The organism is Microbacterium abyssi (assembly GCF_015277895.1).
Lineage (GTDB): Bacteria > Actinomycetota > Actinomycetes > Actinomycetales > Microbacteriaceae > Microbacterium > Microbacterium abyssi.
The window spans coordinates 2,403,837-2,427,121 of sequence record NZ_CP063815.1; the positions used below are offsets into that span (position 1 = coordinate 2,403,837).

General features: G+C 68.8%; 21 protein-coding genes. 8 read left to right on the forward strand and 13 right to left on the reverse strand.

What is annotated here, in order from left to right:
- Nucleotides 1-49 precede the first annotated feature (49 nt).
- Nucleotides 50-715 carry a TetR family transcriptional regulator gene (locus IM776_RS11645; protein WP_194420261.1) on the forward strand — a complete coding sequence of 222 codons (666 nt, stop codon included), beginning with the start codon at nucleotides 50-52 and terminating at the stop codon, nucleotides 713-715.
- Here IM776_RS11645 and IM776_RS11650 read toward each other — a convergent pair whose 3' ends face one another.
- Nucleotides 716-1,207 carry an SLC41A family transporter gene (locus tag IM776_RS11650; RefSeq protein ID WP_194420262.1) on the reverse strand — a complete coding sequence of 164 codons (492 nt, stop codon included), beginning with the start codon at nucleotides 1,205-1,207 and terminating at the stop codon, nucleotides 716-718.
- 81 nt (nucleotides 1,208-1,288) lie between these two features.
- Between IM776_RS11650 and IM776_RS11655 the strand changes: the two genes are divergently transcribed.
- Entirely contained in the window at nucleotides 1,289-2,332 is a 1,044-nt protein-coding gene (locus IM776_RS11655) for an ATP-dependent DNA ligase (RefSeq protein ID WP_194420263.1), read from the forward strand.
- A gap of 6 nt (nucleotides 2,333-2,338) precedes the next feature.
- On the opposite strand, the gene ligD is transcribed toward IM776_RS11655, so the two are convergent.
- Together ligD and IM776_RS11665 are read right to left on the reverse strand one after the other, a co-directional pair.
- On the reverse strand, nucleotides 2,339-3,418 hold the full coding sequence (ligD, locus tag IM776_RS11660; RefSeq protein WP_194420264.1) for a non-homologous end-joining DNA ligase: 1,080 nt from the start codon (nucleotides 3,416-3,418) through the stop codon (nucleotides 2,339-2,341).
- Between the two features lie 52 nt (nucleotides 3,419-3,470).
- Complete coding sequence (locus IM776_RS11665; RefSeq protein WP_194420265.1) at nucleotides 3,471-4,628, reverse strand: SseB family protein; 1,158 nt, start codon at nucleotides 4,626-4,628, stop codon at nucleotides 3,471-3,473.
- 92 nt (nucleotides 4,629-4,720) lie between these two features.
- Here IM776_RS11665 and glsA point away from each other — a divergent pair, with 92 nt between their 5' ends.
- Nucleotides 4,721-6,103, forward strand: a complete 1,383-nt coding sequence (gene glsA / locus IM776_RS11670) for a glutaminase A (protein ID WP_194420266.1) — start codon at nucleotides 4,721-4,723, stop codon at nucleotides 6,101-6,103.
- Between the two features lie 4 nt (nucleotides 6,104-6,107).
- On the opposite strand, the gene IM776_RS11675 is transcribed toward glsA, so the two are convergent.
- A complete protein-coding gene (locus tag IM776_RS11675) occupies nucleotides 6,108-8,582 on the reverse strand; it encodes an ATP-dependent helicase (protein ID WP_194420267.1) in 2,475 nt (824 codons plus the stop codon).
- Nucleotides 8,583-8,643: 61 nt separating this feature from the next.
- Between IM776_RS11675 and IM776_RS11680 the strand changes: the two genes are divergently transcribed.
- Together IM776_RS11680 and IM776_RS11685 are read left to right on the forward strand one after the other, a co-directional pair.
- Nucleotides 8,644-9,039: a pyridoxamine 5'-phosphate oxidase family protein gene (locus IM776_RS11680; RefSeq protein WP_194420268.1), complete on the forward strand. Its 396-nt coding sequence runs from the start codon at nucleotides 8,644-8,646 to the stop codon at nucleotides 9,037-9,039.
- Nucleotides 9,040-9,053: 14 nt separating this feature from the next.
- Nucleotides 9,054-9,449: a YccF domain-containing protein gene (locus IM776_RS11685; RefSeq protein ID WP_194420269.1), complete on the forward strand. Its 396-nt coding sequence runs from the start codon at nucleotides 9,054-9,056 to the stop codon at nucleotides 9,447-9,449.
- A 63-nt stretch (nucleotides 9,450-9,512) separates the two neighbouring features.
- Here the strand turns inward: IM776_RS11685 and IM776_RS11690 are convergent, their stop codons facing one another.
- From IM776_RS11690 to IM776_RS11705, 4 genes are all read right to left on the reverse strand, one after another.
- Complete coding sequence (locus IM776_RS11690; RefSeq protein WP_194420270.1) at nucleotides 9,513-12,692, reverse strand: lamin tail domain-containing protein; 3,180 nt, start codon at nucleotides 12,690-12,692, stop codon at nucleotides 9,513-9,515.
- Between the two features lie 112 nt (nucleotides 12,693-12,804).
- Nucleotides 12,805-13,830 carry an ABC transporter permease gene (locus IM776_RS11695; protein WP_194420271.1) on the reverse strand — a complete coding sequence of 342 codons (1,026 nt, stop codon included), beginning with the start codon at nucleotides 13,828-13,830 and terminating at the stop codon, nucleotides 12,805-12,807.
- Nucleotides 13,827-14,759 carry an ABC transporter ATP-binding protein gene (locus IM776_RS11700; protein WP_194420272.1) on the reverse strand — a complete coding sequence of 311 codons (933 nt, stop codon included), beginning with the start codon at nucleotides 14,757-14,759 and terminating at the stop codon, nucleotides 13,827-13,829. The genes IM776_RS11695 and IM776_RS11700 overlap by 4 nt, the downstream gene beginning before the upstream one ends.
- A 20-nt stretch (nucleotides 14,760-14,779) precedes the next feature.
- Nucleotides 14,780-15,766: a glycerophosphodiester phosphodiesterase family protein gene (locus tag IM776_RS11705; protein WP_194420273.1), complete on the reverse strand. Its 987-nt coding sequence runs from the start codon at nucleotides 15,764-15,766 to the stop codon at nucleotides 14,780-14,782.
- Nucleotides 15,767-15,858: 92 nt separating this feature from the next.
- On the opposite strand from IM776_RS11705, the gene IM776_RS11710 reads away from it, so the two are divergent.
- Complete coding sequence (locus IM776_RS11710; protein ID WP_194420274.1) at nucleotides 15,859-16,773, forward strand: Bax inhibitor-1/YccA family protein; 915 nt, start codon at nucleotides 15,859-15,861, stop codon at nucleotides 16,771-16,773.
- A 157-nt stretch (nucleotides 16,774-16,930) separates the two neighbouring features.
- Nucleotides 16,931-17,203, forward strand: a complete 273-nt coding sequence (locus tag IM776_RS11715; RefSeq protein WP_194420275.1) for a GlsB/YeaQ/YmgE family stress response membrane protein — start codon at nucleotides 16,931-16,933, stop codon at nucleotides 17,201-17,203.
- A gap of 6 nt (nucleotides 17,204-17,209) precedes the next feature.
- On the opposite strand, the gene IM776_RS11720 is transcribed toward IM776_RS11715, so the two are convergent.
- From IM776_RS11720 to IM776_RS11740, 5 genes are all read right to left on the reverse strand, one after another.
- Nucleotides 17,210-18,493, reverse strand: coding sequence for an RNA polymerase sigma factor (locus tag IM776_RS11720; protein ID WP_194420276.1), 1,284 nt, complete (start codon nucleotides 18,491-18,493; stop codon nucleotides 17,210-17,212).
- Between the two features lies 1 nt (nucleotide 18,494).
- Nucleotides 18,495-18,920, reverse strand: a complete 426-nt coding sequence (locus IM776_RS11725) for a YciI family protein (RefSeq protein WP_194420277.1) — start codon at nucleotides 18,918-18,920, stop codon at nucleotides 18,495-18,497.
- 108 nt (nucleotides 18,921-19,028) lie between these two features.
- Nucleotides 19,029-20,393 (reverse strand): glycosyltransferase, encoded by a 1,365-nt coding sequence (locus IM776_RS11730; RefSeq protein WP_194420278.1) that lies wholly within the window; start codon nucleotides 20,391-20,393, stop codon nucleotides 19,029-19,031.
- A 77-nt stretch (nucleotides 20,394-20,470) separates the two neighbouring features.
- Nucleotides 20,471-22,048: a glutamine-hydrolyzing GMP synthase gene (gene guaA / locus IM776_RS11735; protein ID WP_194420279.1), complete on the reverse strand. Its 1,578-nt coding sequence runs from the start codon at nucleotides 22,046-22,048 to the stop codon at nucleotides 20,471-20,473.
- Nucleotides 22,045-22,569, reverse strand: coding sequence for a DUF3817 domain-containing protein (locus IM776_RS11740; protein ID WP_194420280.1), 525 nt, complete (start codon nucleotides 22,567-22,569; stop codon nucleotides 22,045-22,047). The genes guaA and IM776_RS11740 overlap by 4 nt, the downstream gene beginning before the upstream one ends.
- A gap of 98 nt (nucleotides 22,570-22,667) precedes the next feature.
- Here IM776_RS11740 and IM776_RS11745 point away from each other — a divergent pair, with 98 nt between their 5' ends.
- Nucleotides 22,668-23,276 (forward strand): VOC family protein, encoded by a 609-nt coding sequence (locus tag IM776_RS11745; RefSeq protein ID WP_194420281.1) that lies wholly within the window; start codon nucleotides 22,668-22,670, stop codon nucleotides 23,274-23,276.
- The last annotated feature ends 9 nt before the right edge of the window (nucleotides 23,277-23,285 follow it).

Here is a 23,285-nt window from a genome sequence, read left to right on the forward strand (position 1 = left end):
AGCGCCTCAGTCGACGGCGGTCGCGTTCACCCGGCGTTAGGCTTCTCGCATGCATGAGTCCGTGGAAACGCCGGGCGGCGTCGTCGCCGCAGCGCTGGACCTGTTCCGGGCGCAGGGATTCGACCAGACGTCGGTCGAGCAGATCGCCAAGGCTGCAGGTGTCTCGAGGTCGACGTTCTTCCGCCAGTTCGGCGGCAAGGAGGACGTCGTCTTCGCCGATCACGAGGTTCTGCTGGCCGAGTTGCGCGACTTCCTGTCCGAGACGCACCCCGACCCGTGGGACGCGGTGTGCCGCGCCTCCCAGCATGTCTTCGCTCACTTCGCGCACGACCCGGAGCTGGCGCGCCAGCGGTACCAGGTCGTGCGGCAGGTGCCTGCACTGCGCGAGCGCGAGATCGTGACTGTCTTCCGCTACGAGCGGCTCTTCGACGACTACCTGCGCCGTGCGCTTCCCGGCATCGACCCGCTGGATGCCGTCGGCTTCGCCGCCCTGGTCACCGCAGTGCACAATCACGTACTGCGTCAGTTGCTGCGCGGCACGAAGCGAGTGCCGCCGACCGTGCTGCAGTCAGCGCTGGATGACGTGCGGCGACGGTACGGAGTGCTCCCCGATGCGGCGGACGACGAACCGGACGACGTCGTGGTGGCGGTGTTCCCGCGGGCGATGCCGATCGCCGAGGTTTCCCGTCGGCTGCAGACCAGGCTGGAGCAGTAGTCAGTCGCAGTTGCAGCGGCCTGCTGCGTTGCGGACCATGAAGCAGACGTCGCACACACCGTAGTCGCGCTCGGCGACCGGCGTGGACTTCGGCGCCCGCGGCGCGCTCACGCTGCTCGTTCTCGGCGTGCGGGAAGTCTTCTTCGACGACGTGGCCACCGGCAGGAACTCGCTCGGGTGCACGGCGTAGAAGTACGGCGCGCGGCCTTCGCTGGGCTGGAGACGCAGTGGCGCCGAACCGACGACGATCAGCTCGTCCTCCGTGAAGCCGTTGGTGTAGGTCCGGCCGATGTGCAGCGGCGCGCCCTCGCCGCGACGGATCGCCTCGATGTAGCGGCCCCGGTCGATCAGAGAAGTGATTCCGACGGCATCCACGATCGCGGTGATGAACGCATGGTTCGCAGGATCGATCCGGTGCGCACGGAGCGCTTCGGCGAGAGTTCGGTACGGGCGGGACGTGCCGGCGGGCGTAGGGCCCTGGATCTCATTCATTCCTTAAAGGATCGCACGTCCGCGCGACTGCGGAAAGCCGACGGCCTTCCCCCTGCGGCGGACCCGGGCCAGGATGGCCCTATGCGCTATGAGATCCCCGCACCGATGCTCGCGAAGGCCGCGGCGGCCGTCCCGGATCCGGCGAAGACGCCCGGCGGGATGCTGTTCGAGCCGAAGTGGGACGGCTTCCGCGGGCTCATCGCGTGGGACGGCGACACCGTCGAGATCGGCTCGCGCGGCGCGAAGCCGCTCACGCGCTACTTCCCCGAGCTCGTCGAGGCCCTGCCGCAGATCCTCCCCGAGCCGTGCCTGCTCGACGGCGAGATCGTCGTCGCCACCGGCGAGCCGGGCTCGCAGCGTCTGGACTGGGAGGCGCTCAGCCAGCGCATCCATCCCGCGGCATCCCGCGTCGCCCTTCTCGCTGAGGAGACCCCGGCGATGTTCATCGCCTTCGATCTGCTCGCGCTCGGCGAGGAGATGCTGCTCGACGAGCCGTTCCACCAGCGCCGCGCGCGCCTCGAGGAGCTGCTCGAAGGGGCGCGGCATCCGCTTCATCTCACCCGCACGACGACGGATCATGCGATCGCGAAGCAGTGGCTCGAAGAGTTCGAGGGCGCCGGACTCGACGGCGTCGTCGCCAAGCCGCTCGACCAGCCGTACGCACCGGGTAAGCGCACTCTGATCAAGGTCAAGCACGCGCGCACCGCGGATGTCGTCGCGCTCGGCTACCGCATCCACAAATCCGGGACCGGCGTCGGTTCCCTCCTCGTCGGCCTGTACGACGGCGACGGGAACCTGCGGCAGGTAGGCGGCGTCGCAGCGTGGAGCGACAAGAGGCGTCAGGAGCTCGTGGACGAACTCGCGCCGCTCGTGGAGCGCGACGAGTCCGGCGACGCAGTGAAGGGTGAGGGCGAACGCAGTCGCTTCACCGGGGCGAAGGACGTGTCGTTCGTGCGGCTGCGGCCCGAGCGGGTGCTCGAGGTGCGCTACGACCAGCTCGAGGGCGCGCGCTTTCGTCACACGGTGCAGTTCGAACGCTGGCGTCCCGATCGCGAGGCGCGCTCGTGCACGTACGACCAGCTCGACACCGTCGCCGGCTACGACCTCGCCGACGTCCTGGCCTGAGCGGCGTCAGCCGTCGATCCGGTTGCCCTCGGCATCCCAGTTCTCGGCGACCCGTTTGCTCGGCTGCACGCGCGGCGGCTCACCTGGCATCTTGGGGAACTCCGGCGGGAACGACAGCTCGCCGAGGCCGTTCTCGAGATCCCGCTCCCACCAGCCCAGCAGCGTGTCGACGCGGCCGGGCTCGTCCTGCATCCGCGCCCACGGGTCGCCGATGTCCGCGAGCCGGGCAGGGATGCTGCGCACCGTGAATGCCATGGGGTCCACGTCGTCGAGCTCGTCCCACTCGACCGGCGTCGAGACGGTCGCCGCGGGCAGCGCGCGCGGGCTGTAAGCACCCGCCATCGTGCGGTCGCGGTTGGCCTGGTTGAAATCGATGAAGATGCGCTCGCCGCGCTCTTCCTTCCACCAGTTCATCGTGACCCGCTCCGGCATCCGGCGTTCCAGCTCGCGCCCGGCCGCGATGACCGCGTGACGGACGTCGAGGAACTCGTGCGTCGGCTCGATCGGGCAGAACACGTGCAGCCCGCGGTTGCCGCTGGTCTTGATGAACGGCTCGAGGTCGGCCTCCCGCAGCACCTCGCGCAGGCCGTGGGCGGCGGCGACGGCGTCCTTGAAATCGGTGCCCGGTTGCGGGTCGAGGTCGATGCGCAGCTCGACCGGATTGTCGGTGTCGTCGGCCAGCGACGCCCACGGGTGGAACACGATCGTGTTCATCTGCACGGCCCAGACGATCGCGCTCGGCCGGTTCAGGACGATCTGCGGATGCTGGCGCCCGCTGTTGTACGTGACGGTCACCGCGTCCACGAAGTCGGGGGTGCCCTTGGGCGGATTCTTCGAGAAGAAGGCCTCCGATCCCGGCGTCACGCCGCTGCGGAAACGCTCGAGCGACACCGGGCGGTGCCCGTTCGCGTTCAGGAAGGGCGTGGCCACGGTCTGCACGTAGTCGGCGAACTCGGCCTTCGTGATCCCGTCGTCCCCGGAGCCGGTCGCAGCGGCCGGCCAGATGACCTTGTTCGGGCTGGAGAGGTCGACGTCGCGGTCGCCTTCGGGGTCGGAGACCGTCAGTGTCACGCGTTCGGAGGCCATGCTCCGACCCTATGGGCGCATGGCGTTCGACGGTAGGGGTGAGTCGGCGGGACTACTCGCTCACATCGACCGCGCGCACCAGCACGGCACCGAGCGCCGAGCGGTCCACGATGATCGACGGTCCGGCTGAATCGACGATCACGCCGGCCAGCTCACTGTGGCCGGAAAGCACCTTCGCGAGCTGCTCGGGCGAGAACGGCATCGGCTTGTCGCCACGGCCGAGCGCGACGATCTCGAGCGGATGCGAGAACAACTGCAGGAGGCGTCGGCCGTCGGTGGTCTGCGCCTCGGCGATGCCGACCTGGCCGTTGCCGCTGCCATCGTTCACAGCGACCCACATCTTGGCCGTCGCGAGCGCGTCGCCGACCTTCTGCGCGGAGCCCTCTTCACGCGGAGCAGCGAGGAGCATCTTGATCGTCATGTCGACGTCGGCCTGCTCGAGCGCCTTCGAGAGGACCTCCACCGGGAACACGGCGCGATGCACGCCCGAGGCGTTGTCGAGGATGAGACCGGCGAAGCTGCCCGTCACGACCTGATGGAGCACCGCGGTCACCGGTTGCGCGATCGCCGACGTCGCGGTCGGCTCGGTCTCGCGCTGCACGGATTCGCGCACCGCCTCGGCGGAGCTGAACGCCAGCATGTAGCTGCGTTCGCCGTCGCGGACCACCGCGATCGACAGGGGCTTGCCCTCGGCGAGCTGCGTACGGGCGTCGCCGTGGACGCGCAGGTAGAGGTGGTTCTGCATCATCTGACGCAGAACCCCGATGAGCTGCTCGTTGGTCGCGCCCTCCTCGAGCTCGGCGAGGGCCGCACGGAGCAGCACGTTGTCCTTCATGCCCGGGACCGACTCGGTCTGCTCCGGCGGGAGGGCCGGAGCCAGCGGCAGCGCGCGCTTCTGCGGGGTCTGGGGCGGCTGCGGAGCCTGACGAGCGGATGCCGTCGTCTGCGGTACTGCGGCACGGGGGGCGGGGGCGGCCGCATCCGGATCCGGAAGCGCCACTTCGGGCCCAGCGGCGGCGCCGACGCCGCGGAAGGCCTGAACGGAGATGCCGACCTCCGGGATGCCAGCCTCGGGGACTCCGCTCTCGGATGCGAGCTCGCTCGTGGGCTGCTCGGCGTCGGGAGTGTCCTCCGCAGCATCCGCCTCGATCGGCGTCTGCGACTCGGAAGGTGCGTCGTCGGTCTTCTTGCGGCGGGAGAACAGAGCCATATCGCTCAGCCTAACGCGGCGTGCTCCAGCGCAGGCATCCGCACGGGCCTCACTCACGATCGGTGACGACCGACGGCCCGTAGCATGGGCCCATGGCAGCCCGGGAGAAGCTCTCTGACATCGTGACGTCGTTCCTCGACATCGTGCACGATCGGCTGGTCAGCGACAGACGCGGCGCGGTCGCCGATTACATCCCGCAGCTGGCGGATGCCGACCCGGAACTGTTCGGGATCGCTCTGTGCGGGCTCAACGGCCGCGTGTACGAGAGCGGGGACACCGGGGTGGAGTTCACGATCCAGTCGGTCTCGAAGCCGTTCGTGTATTCGCTCGCGCTCGACGACCAGGGGCTCGATGCCGTCCACGACCGGGTCGGCGCTGAACCCAGCGGCGAGGCGTTCAACTCCGTGAAGCTCGAAGCCGGCACCGGACGCCCGCCGAACCCCATGGTCAATGCGGGTGCGATCGTCACGACGTCGCTCGTGTCCGGCCGCTCTGCCGAGGATCGCTTCGCTCGCATCCTCTCCCGCCTCAGCGCTTTCGCCGGCCGCGACCTGAGCGTCGATGACGCCGTACTCGCCTCCGAGCAGGCATCGGGCGACCGCAATCGGGCGCTGGCCTACCTCATGCACGGGGCCGGCTCGCTCACCTCCCCCGTCCTGGATACGCTCGACACCTACTTCCGGCAGTGCTCGGTGCTCGTCACGGCGCGCGACATCGCCGTGATGGGCGCGACGCTCGCGAACGGCGGCGTCAATCCGGTCACCGGGCAGCGCGTGACAAGCGCGGAGACCTGTCAGCACGTCATGACGATCATGGCCACCTGCGGCATGTACGACTACGCCGGCGAATGGCTGCTGCGGGCGGGGCTTCCGGCGAAGTCGGGAGTCGCTGGCGGACTCGTGGCGAGCTCACCCGGCGAGTTCGGGCTCGGTCTGTTCAGCCCGCGCCTCGACGCCAGCGGTGCGAGCGTGCGCGGCGTCGCGGCCGCCCAGCAGCTCGCGACGAGGTTCGGACTCCACGTGCTGCACCGTCCTCTAACGCTGTCGGCTTCGGAGGTGATGGCCGCGAACGACGAGCTCGCAGCGGGCTTGGGCGCGGAGCAGGATGCCGTCGCCGCACAGCTCCTTCAGGAGAACGCCGACGACCTCGCGGTGTGGCGCCTGCGCGGCTACATCGACTTCGACGGCGCGGAGCGCCTGCTGCTGGATCTGGACGCCTGGCTCGAGGCGCGACCGACCGATCGCGATTCCCCTGCCGTGATCGTCCTCGACCTGACCGAGGTGACGCAGCTGCAGTCCGTCGCGGTCTGGATGCTCGCCGCTCTCGCCACCTGGTGCCGTGCGCGGGGCATGCGTGTCATCGCCAGCGACCCGCAGGGCCGCAGCCTGGGTGTCGCGGGCCTGTCGCAATCGGCCGACTTCGACGACGCCGTCCGCGATGCCGCAGCGATGGCGGGCGCGACCGCGGACGACTGACGCCTCAGAGCTTCTCGATCGGGGCGATCTTGATGAGGAGCTTCTTGAGACCGGCCGAGTCGAAGCGCACGTGGGCGATGCGCTTCGCGCCCTCGCCGGTGACGGCGTCGACCCGCCCGTCACCGAAGTCGTCGTGGCGGATGCGGTCGCCCTGGGCGAGTTCGAGATCGCCGTTGTCGCGCACCTTGCCGGTGACCTTGTTCGGGAACTTGTCCATCGATGTCGACAGCGGTTTGAGGGAGTCCCGCGGCGGCAGCTTCTTGACGCCGAAGCGGTCGCCGCCGGAACCCGAGCCGTACCCGCCGGAGCCGGAGCCGAACCCGCCGGACCGTCGGCCGTTGAGCGCGCGCGACTGCATTCCGCCGCGCGAGTTCACGTCTCCTGGCGACTGCCGCCAGTCGACGAGCTCTGCGGGGATCTCCTGCAGGAACCGGCTCGGCATCGCCACCGACACCTCGCCGAACTGCGCGCGGGTCATCGCGAGCGACAGGTGCAGGCGCTTGCGGGCGCGGGTGATGCCGACGTAGAACAGCCGGCGCTCCTCCTGCGGGCCGCCCGGCTCCCCGGCGGAGATCCGGTGCGGGATGAGGTCCTCCTCGACGCCGGTGACGAACACGGCGTCGTATTCGAGGCCCTTGGCCGTGTGCATCGTCATCATCGACACAGAGCCGGATTCGTCGTCGAGGTCGTCGGCGTCGGAGACCAGCGCCACCTCGGTGAGGAAGTCGGCGATCGTGCCCTCGGGATTGTTGCGTGCGAAGTCGCGGGCGACGGCGACGAACTCATCGAGGTTCTCGACGCGCGCCTCGTCCTGTGGATCTCGGCTCGCGCGCAGCGCGTCGAGGTATCCGCTCTTGGAGAGCAGCAGGCTGAGCCCGTCGGCCACGACCGTGGGCGCGGGCACCTCGCCGGATGCCGGCAGCATCAGCTCGGTCGCCTCCTTCAGCACGGCATCCAGCTGTGCGATCCCGGCCTGGATCTTCGGCCCGACGCCGAGCTCGGCCGGCACGGACAGAGCATCGCGGAAGGTGATGCCGTGGTCTTCGGCGAAGCGCGCGATGGCTGTCTCGGTGACGTCTCCGATGCCGCGGCGGGGCTTGTTGAGGATGCGGCGCACCGACATCTCGTCGGCGGGGTTGGCCACCGAGATCAAGTAGGCCAGGGCGTCCTTGATCTCGGCGCGCTCGTAGAACTTCGTGCCGCCCATGATCTTGTACGGCACGGCCGAGCGGATGAAGATCTCCTCCAGCGCACGAGACTGCGAGTTCGTGCGGTAGAACACCGCCATCTCGGAGTACGGCATTCCTGCACGGCGCAGCGTCTCGACCTCATCGGCGACGAACTGCGCCTCGTCGTGCTGCGAGTACCCGGTGAACCCGACGATCCTGTCGCCGTCGCCGCGGTCGCTCCACAGCTTCTTGTCCTTGCGGTCGAAGTTGTGCCCGATCACGGCGTTCGCGGCCGAGAGGATGTTCTGCGTCGATCGGTAGTTCTGCTCGAGCAGCACGACCCTGGCTCCCGGGAAGTCGCGCTCGAACTCGCTGATGTTGCGGATGTCGGCGCCGCGGAACGCGTAGATCGACTGGTCCGAGTCGCCGACCACCGTCAGCGAGGCGCCCTCCAGTTCAGGCGCTGTCTCGGGCTCGAAGATCATCATGCCGTTCGAGGCATACGGGTCGGGCGCTTCGGCTGAAACCGGGCGAGTGAGCTCATGGATGAGCGCGTACTGGGCGTGGTTGGTGTCTTGGTACTCGTCGACGAGGATGTGCCGGAACCGCCGCCGATACGTGTCGGCGACCTTGGGGAAGGCGCGGAAGAGGTACACGGTCTGGCCGATGAGGTCATCGAAGTCGAACGCGTTCGCCTTGCGCAGCTGCCGCTGGTAATCGGCGAAGATCTCGACGAACTTGCGTTCGGCGGGGTCGCTCATGTTCGCGTCGCGCGCGTACGACTCGGAGTCCTGCAGCTCGTTCTTGAGCTTCGAGATGCGTGACTGCACGGATGCCGGCGTCAGCCCGTAGGCGTCGGCCTCGTGCTCTTTGACCAGGCGCTTGAGCAGCGCGCGCGAGTCGCCGGAGTCGTAGATGGTGAACGACTTGGTGAACCCGAACTGCTCGGCCTCGCGGCGCAGGATCCGCACGCACGCGGAGTGGAACGTCGAGATCCACATGCCGCGGGATGCCTCGCCGACGAGTTGCTCGACGCGTTCGCGCATCTCGCCCGCCGCCTTGTTCGTGAACGTGATGGCGAGGATCTGACTGGGCCACGCCTCGCGCCCGCGCAGCAGCGACGCGATGCGGCGGGTGAGCACGCTCGTCTTGCCCGAGCCGGCTCCGGCGACGATGAGCAGCGCGGGGCCGCGGTAGGTCACGGCGGCGAGCTGCTGCGGGTTGAGACCCGAGAGCAGGTCGTCCTGGTCGTGCGCTCCGGAAGCGCGCGGGCCTGAGGTGGACGGGACGATGAGAGGGGCTTCGGTCATGGCCCTTCGAGTCTAGGCTGGGCCGCAGACACCCGGTTGCGATCCGCCTCAGGAGGACGACATGATCAGCGATCTGCAGGAGCACGAGTGCCGCGAGCTGCTCACCAGCACCACGGTGGGCCGAATCGGCTTCCTCACGGATGAGCGCATCCAGATCTTCCCCGTGAACTATGCGATGTCAGAGGGCGATCTCGTAATCCGCACCTCGTCCGATGGCATCCTGCGCCGACTGGCGGATGACGATTCGCCGGCAGCCTTCGAGATCGACTATCACGACGACCTCGCGGGGACGGGGTGGAGCGTCCTGATGCACGGCCGACTCTCCCTGCTCGCCGTAGAGGACGTCCCCGCATCCGTCGGGCGCGTCTCGCCGTGGGCGGGCGACGAACGCGCGACGCCGCTGCGGTTCGCCATCGAGAGCATCACCGGCCGGCGCGCGCGGCGCGACCGGCACTGACGAAGGAGCACTTCATGCGCACGATCCTCAACATCATCTGGGTGGTCTTCGCCGGTTGGGCGCTGTTCCTCGGCTATGTCGTCGCCGGCATCCTGCTGTGCATCCCGATCCTCACGATCCCCTGGGCGATCGCGTCGTTCCGTCTCGCCGGCTACGCGCTCTGGCCGTTCGGGCGGCAAGTCGTCGACAAGCCGAGATCCGGTGCCGCAGCATTTCTCGGCAACATCGTCTGGGTCGTTCTGGCCGGCTGGTGGCTCGCGATCGCACACATCATCTCGGGACTCGCGCTGTGCATCACGATCATCGGCATCCCGATGGCGATCGCCGACTTCAAGATGGTGCCGATCTCGCTCATGCCGCTCGGCAAGGACGTCGTCTCCACCCGTCGCGGGCCGTTCGACGCGAAGTAGTGCGTCGGGCGAACGGCGAAGGCGCGTGGAGCGATCGGCCCCACGCGCCTTCGCCTGGTCAGGCTAGGCCTTCTGCGCGCGGCGGCGCAGCGTGACGGCGAGCGCGCCGGCGATGAGCAGGCCGAGTGCGAGCACGAGGTTTCCGGTCGGCAGCTCGGAGCCGGTGGCCGCGAGCGCCGCGCCGCCGCTGACCTCGATGTTCGCCCAGCCCAGCAGCTCGCCGTCGGCGGAGTAGACCGCGAGACGGTGGGAGCCGGCCGGGGCGTCCGTGGGGATGCTGACGGTGATGGCTCCGGCGGCGTTCAGCGTTCCGCCGGCGAGGAACACCGGGTCGGAGTACATCCAGACCTCGACGTCGACGCCGGCGTGCTGCGTGCCGACCGTTATCGTGACCTGACCGCCGGGCGCGACGACCGACTGGCTCACAGTCGCGTCGCCGCGGTTGCCGTCCACCAGCGCGGTGCCGGGGAGCGGCTCCACGGAGGGACCGGGCTGGCTGCCGCCGTCACCGCCTCCTCCGCCGTTGCCGGGACCTTCGCCGTCGTCGGGGCCTTCGCCATCCGCAGCAGCCGGCAGCGTGCCGGTTCGCAATGCGTTCGAGGTGTATCCGTCGGCGAACCACCAGACCGGGCGCTGGCCGTCCGTCGCGAGCGAGGCCGGCGCCGTCGCGAAGCCCTCGTTGTTGATGTCGGGTATGCCGGCCGGTCGCGCGAAGTGCGCGATACCGGGCTTGTCACTGCCGTTGAGCGTGATCTGCGCGGACTTGCCGCCGCAGCCGTCGTCGCATACCGCCCACAGCACGCCGAGCACGGAGTCGTAGTCCAGGCTCATGACTCCGGCGAGGCCGGGGTCGATGGTCGAGACGAGCTCGGCGGAGCCGTCAGCGGCGAGCGCGAACGCGTACACGCCGCCGCCGTCCTCGACGGCGACGAAGAACAGTCCGTCACCGGCGTACGCCGAGCCGTCGTACGGCGCGTTCGTGTTGTCGTCGAAGAGCTTTCCAGCGAGCGTGGCATCCGACACCCACTCGACGGCCTCGATGCCGAGGTTCGCGCCGACTGCGGGGAGCAGCTCGGTGAGGTCCCACTCGGTCAGGGCGACGAGGTCGGGGCCGGCTGCGTCGGGATCGACCTGCAGGATCTTGTTCTGATTCACGCCCTTGTCGCCGTTGTCACGCTCGGAAGCGAGATAGACCAGACCGCTGCCGTCCACCGTGATGCCCTCGGTGTCGGGGCCCGCCGCGCCGGCATCCGACGCGTCCTTCTGGAATCGGACGCGCTTGCCGTCCACCCAACCGTCCGCGAACGAGACCGACCCGTCGGCCGAGGCCTTCAGCTTCCAGATCGTGCCGGTGCCGTTGTCGACCGCCCACAGGAACGCGCCCTCGGCGGTCTGCTGCACGTCGAGCCCGGAGCTGTCCTCGAGGAACATCGGGATGCTGTCGAGCGCCCGTACATCGGCCGAACCGGGCCATGCCGAGACCGCGATCTCACCGACGCAGACGTTGGCCGTGCCGGGTGTGGACTCCGACGTCGCCGCGAACGGGCCGGTGGTGTCGGGGCAGCGGCCCCAGGTGGGCGCGATGTGCGCACCACCCCATGAGGTCGAGTCCACGAGCTGCTCGCCGTCGAACACGCGAACAATGTCGTCCTTGCCGATCCCGAAGTCGAGTTCGTCGATCACGAGGTATCCGTTCGCCGGGATGCTGGTGCCCTCGGCGATCTCGTACGCGTGAGTGTCGTCGTCGTCCTTCACGACGATGCCCGAGACGTCGAGCATCTCGCCCGTCGGGTTCACGAGCTCGACCCAGTCGGGTTCGCCGTCGGACTCGACCTCGTTGATGCGCACCGGGCTGCCGCAGGCGTTGCGGATCCCCTTGGTCGAGGTCGCGAGGTCCGCGAACTCGCCCGTGCCGTCTTCGCAGCGCGCCCATACGCCGTCCGCGTGGTCGGGGTACGCGTGCTCGGCGACCGTGATCCCACGGGCATCCCGGATCGTGGCGGTGTCACCACCGCCGAGACCGAAGACGAAGTCCCGGGTCTGATCGAACACGAAGTAGGCGCCGGGCTCGAGGACGGTCCCTGCGGCGAGCGGCGTGGTCTCGCCGGCGTGACCGACCGGGTCGTCGTCCATCGCCGTCCACCCGGACATGTCGACCGGGGTCGAACCGAGGTTCACGACCTCGATCCAGTCGGTCGCATCGCCGTTGGACTCGATCTCGTTGATCACGACGTCAGGCAGAACGCAAGAGTTGGCAGCGCCTTTCGTCTCGTGTGCGAGAACGAACTCGCCCCGCCCGTCCGGGCAGCGCGCGAGAGTCGCGGCGATCTCGTCGCCGTCGATGTTCGCGTGGCCCTCCCAGGCGCCGGTGCGGTCGCTCAGCGTGCCGCTCGCGTCGAAGAGCCTGATCTCGTCGGCGCTGCCGATGCCGATCGCGTCGCCGAACTCGCCGTCCGCGTATGTGTCGCTTTCATCGTCGAACACACGACCGGCGGCTGCGGCCTCGACGACGAGGAACTGGCCGCCGGAGATCACGCTTCCGGCGGGGAACCGCCAGCGGTGGTCGTCGGAGTTGTCGCGGAGCTCGTAACCCGAGAGGTCGAGCGCCTCGGCGCCCGGGTTGTACAACTCGACCCAATCGGCGGGGCCGGAGTCGACCTCGTTGAGGACGACCGAGCCGGCGACGGGATCGCCGCCGTCGCCTTCGTCCTCGCCCCCGCCGTCACCCTCGGTCGGGAAGATGTTCTCCGCGCCCTTGGTCGAGTCGGCCGTGACGGCGTATTCGACGTCGGCGCCTTCGCCCTTCGCGCCCCAGCTGGGCACTGCGTGAGTGCCGGCGGGCCATGTCGCCTCGAGCAGCGGAGTCGCGCCGTCCGCGTCGCCGGGCGCGAAGAGGCGGACGCTGTCTCCCTTGCCCAGACCGAAGTCGAAGTGGCCCGCGCCATCCGTCAGCGTGTCGAGGACGAGGTAGGCACCGGGCTCGACGACCGTGCCGGCGGGGAAGACATACGCGTGTGCGTCGTCATCGTCTTTGACCACGTAATCCGTCAGATCGACTGGACCGTCGGAGTGGTTGTAGAACTCGATCCAGTCGTCCGGGATGCCCCCGTTGGAGACGACTTCGTTGATGCGGATGCCGAGCGGCTCTGCAGCGGCGACAGCGGCGGTCGGTGCGGCGAGAAGGGTGGCGGCGCCGAGGGCGCCGACCACCGATGCCGCGAGCCCGCGAGACAGGCGAGACATGTGACTCCAGAGGTCGGGATGGGACACGAACGTGTCTCAGTCGACCGATTCCGGCTGTCCGGCAGGGGCACGGCATCCGTCGAGCAGATGAACGGGCCGTGTCCGGGCGGGGTCAGGCGATGCGTGTGCCCGGCGGCAGCATCCGCGCGGGAGTGCTGGTGCGCGCCCAGGCGCCGGCGAACAGTCCGCCGGCGATGACGATCTGGATGCCGAGACCGACGAACCAGCTCGGCACTGTGCTGTCGATGACCTCACGCGGCGTCTGCTGCTGGCTCTGCGACGCGCTGGGGTCGCACTCGTCCCAGCGGTAGTCCTGCGGCGGCAGCTGCGCGCCGCGCACGCCGTACTTGATCTGCCCGAACACGTCCACCGGCCATCCCTGGGCGTCGTAGACGGTGGGCGTGGCATCCGCCAGCACCACGAACGGGTTCGCGGAGAGAAGCCACCACACGCGATCGAACCGCGGCACCTCATAGGTGTACGTCTCCCACCGCTCGCAGTCGACGTTTCCGAAGGCGTCGTACGGGCGGTTGTAGCTCGTGGTCTCGCTGCGCAGCGCTGCGCCGCCCAGACCGAAGGCGATCAGAGTACCGATCGCGAGAGCCGCGACGACGAGGTAGGTCGCCGCCACAGAGAAGAGGGGCCGCGCGATGAGCCCGCTCAGGCCCACGCCGATGGCCGCGACGACGACGATCTCGGCGGCGAGCACGAGAAGCGAGACGGCGAGCGTCGCGGGATGCACTCCGCCGGCGAGCAGGGAGACGCCGAGGAACGGCACCGCGACGAGGAGGAACACGCCTCCCGTGGCGATCGCCGCGAGGAGCTTTCCGAGCATGATGTCGCCGGTGGATGCTGCGGTGACCTGCACGGCGGCGAGGGTCGCGGCATCGCGGTCGCCGTTGATCGCGTTCCCGCTGAGCGTCGGCGAGACGAGCACCACCAGCAGCAGCACGACGTTGACGACGATCGAGTAGACGCCGGCGCCCGTCACCTCGGTGGACGCGTACACCGAGAAGGACAGCGCCGTGACACCGAGCAGGATCAGGGCGAAGACGCCCAGCAGGATGTACCAGCTGACGCTGCGGAGCCGCTGGGTCAGCTCGAGCCGGGCGATCAGGCCGATGTGCGTGAGGTTCATGCGTGCGGCTCCGCCCGTGGCAGGTTGAGGAAGGTGTGCTCCAGTGCGCTCTGCGCCGGTGCGAACTCGCTGATCGCGAGTCCGGCATCCACGAGGCGGCGCAGTCCCGCGGCCGCAGCGTCCTCCGTCTCGAACCCGGCGAGCACGGCGTTGCGGTCGATGCCGAGGGCTCCCGGCTCCATCCCGAGCGCTCCCGCGATCCGATCGGCGTCGGCGGGCAGCCGTGCAGCATCCGCCCCGCTGAGGCGGATGCGCCAGCCTCGGGCGGCAGCCTGGGCGGTCGCGGCGTCGACGACGGAGCCCGCGACGAGGAACACCGCGTCGTCGATGACCTCTTCGAGCTCGGAGAGGATGTGACTCGAGATCAGGACCGTGCGCCCCTCGGCTGCGAGGCGGCGCAGCAGCACGCGCAGCTGCACGCGCGCATCCGGATCGAGTCCGGACGCCGGCTCGTCCAGCAGGAGAACCTGCGGGTCGTGCACGAGCGCGCGGGCAAGGCCCAGCTTCTGCTTCTGCCCGCGCGAGAGCACCTTCGCCGGAGCATCCGCCAGTTCACTCAGGCCGACGAGCACGAGCAGTTCGGCGGCGCGGGCCTCGGCTGCTGCCCGGTCGATGTCGTAAAGGCGCGCGGTCGTGACGATGGTCTCGCGTGCGGTGAGGGACGGCCAGGCGCCCAGCGCATCCGGCATCCAGCCGAGCAGGCGGCGTGCGCTCAGCGGATCCTCGAGGGGGTCGACGTCGCCGATGCGGATCGTGCCGGTGTCGGGGGCGAGCAGGGACGACAGCATCAGCAGCAGCGTCGTCTTTCCCGCGCCGTTGGGGCCGACAAGTCCCGTCACGCGACCGCGTCCGGCTCGGAAGCTCGCGTTCCTGACGGCGTGAACCGTGCCGAACGACCTGCTGACGCCCTCGGCGACGATTCCGCTCATGCGGTCATTCTGGCAGGGAATCAGCGGCGGAAGAACGCCACGCCGAGATCGGGATGATCGACGAAGACGCCGTCGACGCCGCTACGTGCGATCACGGCCCATTCCGACTCGTAATCGCCGAACGCCTGCCGGCCGCCCTCGCCGCGGTACTCCGCCGCGAGGAACGCGTTCTCGGGGCGGACCGTCCAGGTGAACACCTTCAGCCCTCTGGTGTGCGCATCCTCGACGATCGTGTTGCCCTTGACGAGCAGCATCCGCTTGCTGACGCTGATCCCGTCGACCCTGCCGACGAGCCCGTCGAGCCCGCGCGCGGTCACTGTGGCCTTGTAGGTGGCGGCCTGTCGGCCATGCGCGACGAGCTGGTCGTAGGGGCGACCGGATGCCTCGATCAGGTAGATGTAGGACGCCGCGATGCCCTCCTCGCGCAGCTGCGCGAGGACCGTCGACTCGAACGACTCGATCATCAGTGGCAGCTGGCCGTCTGCCCAGCCGGCGGCGCGCAGGTCGCGGGCGATCAGGGGGGCGAGGTCGATGCCGATGCTCGCGAAGTAGGTCGCGTGCTTGACCTCGAGCACGACCCCGATCTCGCGTCCGTGCTCGCTCGAGCCGGCGCTGATCAGCTCCAGGAGATCGGTGAGCCGCAGCATGGGCTGCGCGCCATCGAACGAGGCGCTGGACGGGCGCACCTCGGGCAGTCGTTCCCGCACGCGGAGGGTTGCGAGCTCATCCCAGGTGAAGTCCTCGGTGAACCATCCCGTCAGAGGCTGGCCGTCGATGCGCTTGGTCGTCTTCCGGTCGGCGAACTCCGGATGGTCCTCGACGTCGGTCGTGCCGGAGATCTCGTTCTCGTGTCTGACGACGAGCACGCCGTCCTTCGTCGCCACGACGTCGGGCTCGACGGCATCCACACCCATCGCGAGTGCGAGTTCGTATGACGATCTGCTGTGTTCGGGCCGGTAGCCGGGTGCGCCCCGGTGGCCGATGACGAGCGGCGACTTCCTGGGCATGGATTCAGGTTAGAACACCCCATACATAGAATTCCGCCGGTATCGTAGAGGAAAGCGACCTTCAAACCCTTTCGGAGTGAGGCCCACCCACCATGAGCAATTTCGCCTTCAACAACCCGGCGTTCCAGCAGCAGGATCCGCGCAACGTCGCCAGCTACCCGGGTGCGCCCGGCGCTCAGCGGGGTGTGCAGGGGGCCCAGGCCGCCTCGCTCCAGCACGGCGCCATGGATGCTGCCGCCAACGCGCAGCTCGAGGGCATGTACGCATCGCCCTCCGCCGGTTCCATCGAGACCGACCGGATGAGCGTCGAGGACACCGTCTGGAAGACCGCAGGACTCTTCGGGATCCTCCTCGTCACCGCAGCGATCGGCTGGGTCTGGTCGTTGGGCGGACTGTCCTTCAACCCGAGCGCGGGCGTGTCGATGCTGCCGATGATCATCGGTGCGCTCGGCGGATTCGTGCTCGCGATGGTCATCACCTTCACCTCGCGCAAGAAGGTGCGCCCCGCGCTGATCTTCGGCTATGCCGCTCTTGAGGGTCTTTTCGTCGGTGGCATCTCGGCATTCTTCGAGGTCATCTACCCGGGCATCGTCGTGCAGGCGACGCTCGCGACCCTCGCCGTCGTGGGCGTGACCCTGGCGCTGTTCGCCAACGGCAAGATCCGCGCGTCCAAGAAGATGACCAAGGTCTTCATGATCGCCATGGTCGGCTACCTCGTCTTCTCGCTGCTGAACCTCGTCCTCATGTGGACCGGCGTCAACCAGAACGCGTTCGGACTGCGCAGCGTCGAGATCATGGGCATTCCGCTCGGCCTGATCATCGGCGTTCTCGTGGTCTTCATGGCCGCGTACTCGCTGGTCATGGACTTCGACCAGATCCAGCAGGGCGTGCGCAACGGCGCTCCCCGTCAGTACGGCTGGGTCGGCGGCTTCGGCATCATGGTCACCGTCGTCTGGCTGTACGTCGAGATCCTCCGCATCATCGCGATCGCCCGCGGCAGCGACTGATCAGATCCTCACCGGTGAATGGCCCCGTCTCCTCGGAGATGGGGCCATTCGCATTCCCAGCCTCATATCGGCAGTCGCAGCCACGCCGCAAGGGTGTAGCGCGTGTACCGCGCAGAGGAGCATAGTTGCATCACCGCAAACAGAAAGGGGATTGATCATGGGTTTTCTCGGATTTCTTCTTCTCGGTCTCATCGCCGGAGCGATCGCCAAGCTGATCCTGCCGGGCAAGCAGGGCGGCGGATGGTTCGTCACGCTGCTGCTCGGCGTCGTCGGCGCACTGCTCGGCGGCTGGATCGGAGGTCTGCTCTTCGGCCGCGGACTTGAGGAGTTCTTCGACCTCGGCACGTGGGCTCTCGCCATCGGCGGTGCGATCGTCGTGCTGCTGATCTACGGCCTCATCGTGGGCCGCGGTCAGAAGGTCGACGACTAGATCTGATCATTCGGCGGCCTTCGCCTCCAGAAGGGCCCGCTCCCGGTCGTTTCCCGCCAGTTCGGCGGCGACAGCGAACTCGGAGCGGGCCTCTTCTCTGCGTCCGAGACGCAGCAGCATCTCGCCGCGGGTGGCAGGCAGGAGATGGTATCCCGCCAGCGCTCCTGATTCGGCGAGCCGGTCGATGATGCGCAGAGCGGACGCCGGGCCCATCGCCATAGCGACGGCCGCAGCCCGGTTCAGCTCCACGATCGGCGATGGCGCGATCCTGCCCAGCGCCTCGTAGAGCAGGACGATCCTGTCCCAGTCCGTGTCGTCGATGGATGCCGCGACCGCATGGCACTCCGCGATGGCCGCCTGCAGTCCGTATGCACCGCGCCCGCGACCGCGCGCGTCGGCACGTTCGAGCGCGGCCCGACCGCGAGAGATGCGGCCGCGGTCCCAGCGGCTGCGGTCCTGGTCTGCGAGGAGGATCGGCTCCCCATGGGCGTCGACCCGGGCCGGAAACCGTGCGGCGGTGAGCTCCATCAGCGCGAGCAGGCTGTGCGCGTCGCGTTCACGGGGCACGAGGGCCGCCAGCACGCGTGTCAGACGGATCGCCTCGTGGCTGAGCTCGGGGCGCATCCAGTCCTCCCCGCTGCTGGCCGCGTGTCCCTCGTTGAAGACGAGGTAGAGCACGCCGAGGACGGCCGCGATGCGCTCGGGATACTCCTCACGCCCCGGCACCTCGAACGGCACCTTCGCGGCGCCCAGCGTCTTCTTGGCGCGGACGATGCGCTGCTGCACGGTCGCGGTGGGGACGACGAACGCCCTGGCGATCTCCTCGCTCGACAGACCGCCGACCACGCGAAGGGTCAGTGCCACGCTCGCCTCCCGCGACAGGACGGGGTGGCAGGAGATGAAGATCAGCCGGAGCACATCGTCGTCGATCGCATCCGGATCCCAGGGGGCGGCGTCCGCGGCATCCGCCTGCTCTCGTTCGAGATCGTGCGCGATCGTCGCGATCCGGTCGTCGTAGCGCTCCTGACGACGCCAGCCGTCGATGGCCCGGCGCTTCGCGACGGCCGTCAGCCACGCCGCGGGGTTGCGCGGCACGCCCTCGGCGGGCCACTGGCGCAGCGCCTCGAGCACGGCATCCTGGGCGAGGTCCTCGGCGAGCCCGAAGTCGCCCACCATCCGGGTCAGGGTTGCGACGATCTTCGCGGACTCGATGCGCCACACGGCGGCGACGGTGCGCTCCACCTCTGGTGTGGAGCGCACCGCGCCGCCGTCGGGACCGGATTCCGTCATGTCACTGCTGGGCGCGCTGAGACTGCTCCTCGCGCCAGCCCTCTTCCTTCTGGATCCACTCGTTGTCGGCCGGGAAGTCCTCCATCTCGGTCACTCGGCGGACCTCGAGGTAGCTGCCGGCGGTCAGCGGTGCGCGGCTCGCCCACTCCGCGGCCTCTTCACGCGTCGAGACCTCGATGATCCAGAATCCGTTGAACAGCTCCTTCGTCTCGCCGTAGGGGCCGTCGGTGACCAGCGGCTTCTCGGCGCTGAAATCGACGACGAAGCCCTCGGCGGCATCGGTGAGGCCCTCCCCCGCGAGCAGGACGCCGGCCTTCATCATCGACTCGTTGTACTTGCCCATCGCCTCGATGATCTGCTCGAACGGGATCTGCTCGTAGGCCTCGACAGCCTCGTCGGTTGCGCGCATGATCAGCATGAACTTCATGATGTTCTCCTTCGGTTGCGGGGTCGTTCTCGACCCTCTCACTGAAGACGTCGAACGGGATAGACCTCGATCGACACTTCGTCCGAGAAAGTTCTGAGGAATCTTCGCTCAGCGGCCGGGGCGGGCGGCCGGGGCGGCTATCGCGTCGCGCACCGCCGCGCCCAGGGCCGCCATCGATGCCGCCGGGCTCCGGCGCGCGGCTGCGGTTCGCGCCTGGGATGCCAGCTCGTCACGGCGGCGCCGGTCGCCGATGACGGCTGTCATCGCGGATGCCAGCGCTTCGACGTCGCCGTCGTCCACCAGGATGCCGCCGCCGTCGACGAGCGCATCCTTCGGACCGTACGGCATGTCGTAGGAGATCAACGGAACGCCGTGCCCGAGCGCTTCGAGCACGACCATGCCCTGCCCCTCGTTCGTGCTGGTGAAGACGAAGGCATCCGCCTCGCGCCACGCCTCCGACAGATCGGCGAGGTGACCGTGCAGCTCGACCGCATCGTCGACACCGAGTTCTGCGGCCAGCTGCTCGAGGTCGTGCCGCAGTGCTCCCGCACCGTACACGTGCAGTTCGGCGTCTGGCACGTCGGCGCGCACGCGCGCCAGCGCGCGGATCGCGTGATCCACGCGCTTGCGCGGGATGAGCGAGCACATCATCGACAGGCGCCCCGGTACCGGGAGGTTCTGCCCTTCGACGGGCACCGAGTGCGGGACGACGGCAGAGCGGATGCCGCTCCCGATGCGCCGCTCCACATCGGCCCGCTGAGAGGGGGTGAGCCAGAGGACCTGATCGAAGCGGTCCGCGATGCCGAGCCAGCGCTCCCAGATCGCATCAATCGGCGAATCCCAGTGGAACGGCGCCAGCACATGACAGGCGTGCGTGGCGTGCAGCAGTACGACACCCGGGGCGAGCAGCGGTGCGGCGTCGGCGACGAGGAGCTCCCCGACCTGACGCGCCTCGCAGATGACGATCACGCCCTCCGTCTCCGCGGCGAGAGCGTTGATCCAGGTGCGATACAGGGCACCGAAGCCGGCCAGCCGGCCCACGGGGCCTGCCGCGTCCCAGACGACTACCGAGGCTTCGCTCAGATGCCAGTTCGGGTCGCCGTGGATGACCGGCAGCTCGAGCACAGTGCGGCCGTCGGAATCGGTGATGATCCGGCGATCGCCGGCGGAATCCGCGGCATCGTCGAGCGGCCGCGCAGCGGCGCGCAGCCACGCGGCATCCGCTCGCGCATCGTCGAACAGGTTGCGCAGCTCGACACCGTCGGGAAGCAGACCACGACGACGCCATTCGGCGCGATGCGCATCATGCTCCTCGGCGGTTCCCGGGTCGACCGTGAGGATGCGCACCCGAGCACCGGCCGCGGCCATGTCGCGAGCGCGCCGCAGCACGGAGATCGTGAAGCCGCCGTCCAGGTCGGGGATGAGCCGGCTGGCGAGCACGAGATACTCGCCCGATGGCAGCACCGAAGTCATGCCGGCGTCACTCCCGCTCGTCCGCTGTCGCGGACGAGCGCCACGCTGCGCTCACCTTCGAGCTCTCGTGACATCCGTCACTCCCACTCGATGGTCCCCGGGGGCTTGGAGGTCACATCGAGCACGACGCGGTTGACGTCGCGCACGCCGTTGGTGATGCGGTTGGAGATCTTCGAGAGCACGTCGTACGGCAGGCGGGTCCAGTCGGCCGTCATGGCATCTTCACTGGACACCGGGCGCAGCACGATGGGGTGGCCGTAGGTGCGGCCGTCGCCCTGCACGCCCACCGAGCGGACGTCGGCGAGCAGCACGACGGGGCACTGCCAGATCTCGCTGTCGAGACCTGCCTTGGTCAGCTCCTCGCGGGCGATGGCATCGGCCTCACGCAGAATCTCGAGGCGGTCAGCGGTGACCTCACCCACGATGCGGATGCCGAGGCCGGGGCCCGGAAACGGCTGCCGGCCGACGATGGCCTCCGGCAGGCCCAGCTCGCGGCCGATCGCGCGGACCTCGTCCTTGAACAGGGTGCGCAGCGGCTCGATGAGCTCGAAGTCGAGGTCTTCCGGCAGACCGCCGACGTTGTGGTGCGACTTGATGTTCGCGGTTCCCGTGCCGCCGCCCGACTCGACGACGTCGGGGTAGAGCGTGCCCTGCACGAGGAACTTGATCGGCTCGCCCTCGGCCGCAGCCTCTGCGACGAGGTCGCGCTGCACCTGCTCGAACGCGCGGATGAACTCGCGGCCGATGATCTTGCGCTTCTGCTCGGGGTCGCTGACGCCCTTGAGATGCCCGAGGAACGTCTCACGTGCGTCCACGGTGATCAGACGCACGCCGGTCGAGGCGACGTAGTCGTTCTCGACCTGCTCGCGTTCGCCCTTGCGGAGGAGCCCGTGGTCGACGAACACGGCGGTGAGCTGGTCGCCGATCGCCTTGTGCACCAGCGCGGTCGAGACGGCGGAGTCGACGCCGCCGGAGAGCGCTGAGATGACGCGGGCGGAGCCGACCTGCTCGCGGATGCGCGCGACCTGCTCCTCGATGACGTTGCCGCTGTTCCAGTCGGAGGCGAGGCCTGCGGCCCTGTGCAGGAAGTTCTCGAGCACCTCCTGGCCGTGATCGGAGTGCTTGACCTCGGGGTGCCACTGCACGCCGTAGAAGCACTTCTCGTCGCTGCCGAAGGCCGCCACGGGGGTGTCGGGGGTGGATGCCAGGACGTCGAAGCCCTCGGGCGCGCGGGAGACCTGGTCGCCGTGGCTCATCCACACGTTCTGCGTGTTCGGCTGACCGCCGAGCAGCACGCCGCCGTCGTTCGCGATGACGGCATCCGTGGCGCCGTACTCGCGCAGACCGGTGTTGGCGACCTCGCCGCCGAGGGCGCGCGCCATGACTTGGAAGCCGTAGCAGATGCCGAGCGTCGGGACGCCGAGATCGAAGATCGCGCCGTCGAGAGAGGGTGCGCCCTCCTCGTAGACCGACGACGGACCGCCGGAGAGGATGAGGGCGACCGGGTTCTTCTCGGCGATCTCCGATGCGCTGGCCGTATGCGGCACGATCTCGCTGTAGACACCGGCCTCGCGGACGCGGCGTGCGATGAGCTGCGCGTACTGGGCGCCGAAGTCGACGACGAGAACGGGGCGCTGTGCGGTGTCGGCGCTCATCGCGCTGCCTCCTGTGTCTGGGGTTCTGCAGCCGTCGCGGCTTCACGGGATGCGAGATACGCCTTGACCTCGCGGGAGACCCTGACCTCCATGATGAAGGAGAGGGCGGGGATGACGCCGCCGAGTGCGAGCATGATGAAGCGGGCGAACGGCCAGCGCATCAGGCTCCACAGGCGGAAGATCGCGAACAGATAGACGACGTAGAACCAGCCGTGCGCGACGAGGATCAGCAGCGAGAGGTTGATGCCACCCGCCGTCTCGCCCGTGGAGATGTCTTCGCACCCCATGCCGCCCGGCACGAACAGCGAGTACCACTGGCATCCGTCCTGCATGATCACCGGAGCGAACCAGAGGAGTCCGCGGTCGCCGCCGGCGAACAGCTCGAGATGGATCGGCGTGTACTTCAGGATCATCTCTGCCAGCAGCAGGAGCAGCATGACACCGGTGACGATCGAGGCGATCTGATAGAACTTCAGCGCCCCGCGGATCTTCGGGAACGAGGCGGCTTTCGGTTCGGGCATGTAGTCAAGTCTACCCGCGGGCACAGCGCCTCCCGCCGCGCTCTGATCGATCAGGAATCGAGAAGACACGGCATTCGGACGCGCGTACCGTCGCTGACATGAACACGATCGACAGCATCACACTCGAGGTCACCGACCTGCCCGGCGCGGAAGCGTTCTACTCGCAAGCGTTCGACCTCGGCGACAGGCTTCGCCTGATCCGGTCGGACGCCGCGACCTCGGGCTTCCGCGGATACACCCTCTCCCTCATCGTCCGGCAGCCGGCCGACGCGCGACTCGTTCTCGACGACGCGATCGCCGCCGGCGCCACCGTGCTGAAGCCGGCCGCGAAGTCGCTGTGGGGCTTCGGCGGAACCGTCCAGGCACCGGACGGCGCGGTGTGGAACATCGCCACATCGTCCAAGAAGGATGCCGCGCCGCCGAGCCGTACGATCGAGAACTTCGTCCTGCTTCTGGGTGCCGACGACGTCAAGGCGAGCAAGGCGTTCTACGTGGAGCGAGGCATCCGCGTCGGCAAGAGCTTCGGCAGCTACGTCGACTTCGAGATGCCCGAGGGGTCAATCGGGCTCGGTCTCTACAAGCGCGCCGCGCTCGCGAAATCCGCGGGCGTGGATGCCGAGGGCTCCGGCTCCCACCGCATCGTCATAGGCGGCGGGCTCGGCGAGGCGACCGATCCCGACGGTTTCCGCTGGGCGCCGTCCGCCTGAACGCACGAC

Coding starts and splice junctions, on each gene's coding strand:
- IM776_RS11645 (WP_194420261.1), top strand. CDS start 50: ATGCATGAGTCCGTGGAAACGCCGGGCGGCGTCGTCGCCGCAGCGCTG.
- IM776_RS11650 (WP_194420262.1), bottom strand. CDS start 1,207: ATGAATGAGATCCAGGGCCCTACGCCCGCCGGCACGTCCCGCCCGTAC.
- IM776_RS11655 (WP_194420263.1), top strand. CDS start 1,289: ATGCGCTATGAGATCCCCGCACCGATGCTCGCGAAGGCCGCGGCGGCC.
- ligD (WP_194420264.1), bottom strand. CDS start 3,418: ATGGCCTCCGAACGCGTGACACTGACGGTCTCCGACCCCGAAGGCGAC.
- IM776_RS11665 (WP_194420265.1), bottom strand. CDS start 4,628: ATGGCTCTGTTCTCCCGCCGCAAGAAGACCGACGACGCACCTTCCGAG.
- glsA (WP_194420266.1), top strand. CDS start 4,721: ATGGCAGCCCGGGAGAAGCTCTCTGACATCGTGACGTCGTTCCTCGAC.
- IM776_RS11675 (WP_194420267.1), bottom strand. CDS start 8,582: ATGACCGAAGCCCCTCTCATCGTCCCGTCCACCTCAGGCCCGCGCGCT.
- IM776_RS11680 (WP_194420268.1), top strand. CDS start 8,644: ATGATCAGCGATCTGCAGGAGCACGAGTGCCGCGAGCTGCTCACCAGC.
- IM776_RS11685 (WP_194420269.1), top strand. CDS start 9,054: ATGCGCACGATCCTCAACATCATCTGGGTGGTCTTCGCCGGTTGGGCG.
- IM776_RS11690 (WP_194420270.1), bottom strand. CDS start 12,692: ATGTCTCGCCTGTCTCGCGGGCTCGCGGCATCGGTGGTCGGCGCCCTC.
- IM776_RS11695 (WP_194420271.1), bottom strand. CDS start 13,830: ATGAACCTCACGCACATCGGCCTGATCGCCCGGCTCGAGCTGACCCAG.
- IM776_RS11700 (WP_194420272.1), bottom strand. CDS start 14,759: ATGAGCGGAATCGTCGCCGAGGGCGTCAGCAGGTCGTTCGGCACGGTT.
- IM776_RS11705 (WP_194420273.1), bottom strand. CDS start 15,766: ATGCCCAGGAAGTCGCCGCTCGTCATCGGCCACCGGGGCGCACCCGGC.
- IM776_RS11710 (WP_194420274.1), top strand. CDS start 15,859: ATGAGCAATTTCGCCTTCAACAACCCGGCGTTCCAGCAGCAGGATCCG.
- IM776_RS11715 (WP_194420275.1), top strand. CDS start 16,931: ATGGGTTTTCTCGGATTTCTTCTTCTCGGTCTCATCGCCGGAGCGATC.
- IM776_RS11720 (WP_194420276.1), bottom strand. CDS start 18,493: ATGACGGAATCCGGTCCCGACGGCGGCGCGGTGCGCTCCACACCAGAG.
- IM776_RS11725 (WP_194420277.1), bottom strand. CDS start 18,920: ATGAAGTTCATGCTGATCATGCGCGCAACCGACGAGGCTGTCGAGGCC.
- IM776_RS11730 (WP_194420278.1), bottom strand. CDS start 20,393: ATGACTTCGGTGCTGCCATCGGGCGAGTATCTCGTGCTCGCCAGCCGG.
- guaA (WP_194420279.1), bottom strand. CDS start 22,048: ATGAGCGCCGACACCGCACAGCGCCCCGTTCTCGTCGTCGACTTCGGC.
- IM776_RS11740 (WP_194420280.1), bottom strand. CDS start 22,569: ATGCCCGAACCGAAAGCCGCCTCGTTCCCGAAGATCCGCGGGGCGCTG.
- IM776_RS11745 (WP_194420281.1), top strand. CDS start 22,668: ATGAACACGATCGACAGCATCACACTCGAGGTCACCGACCTGCCCGGC.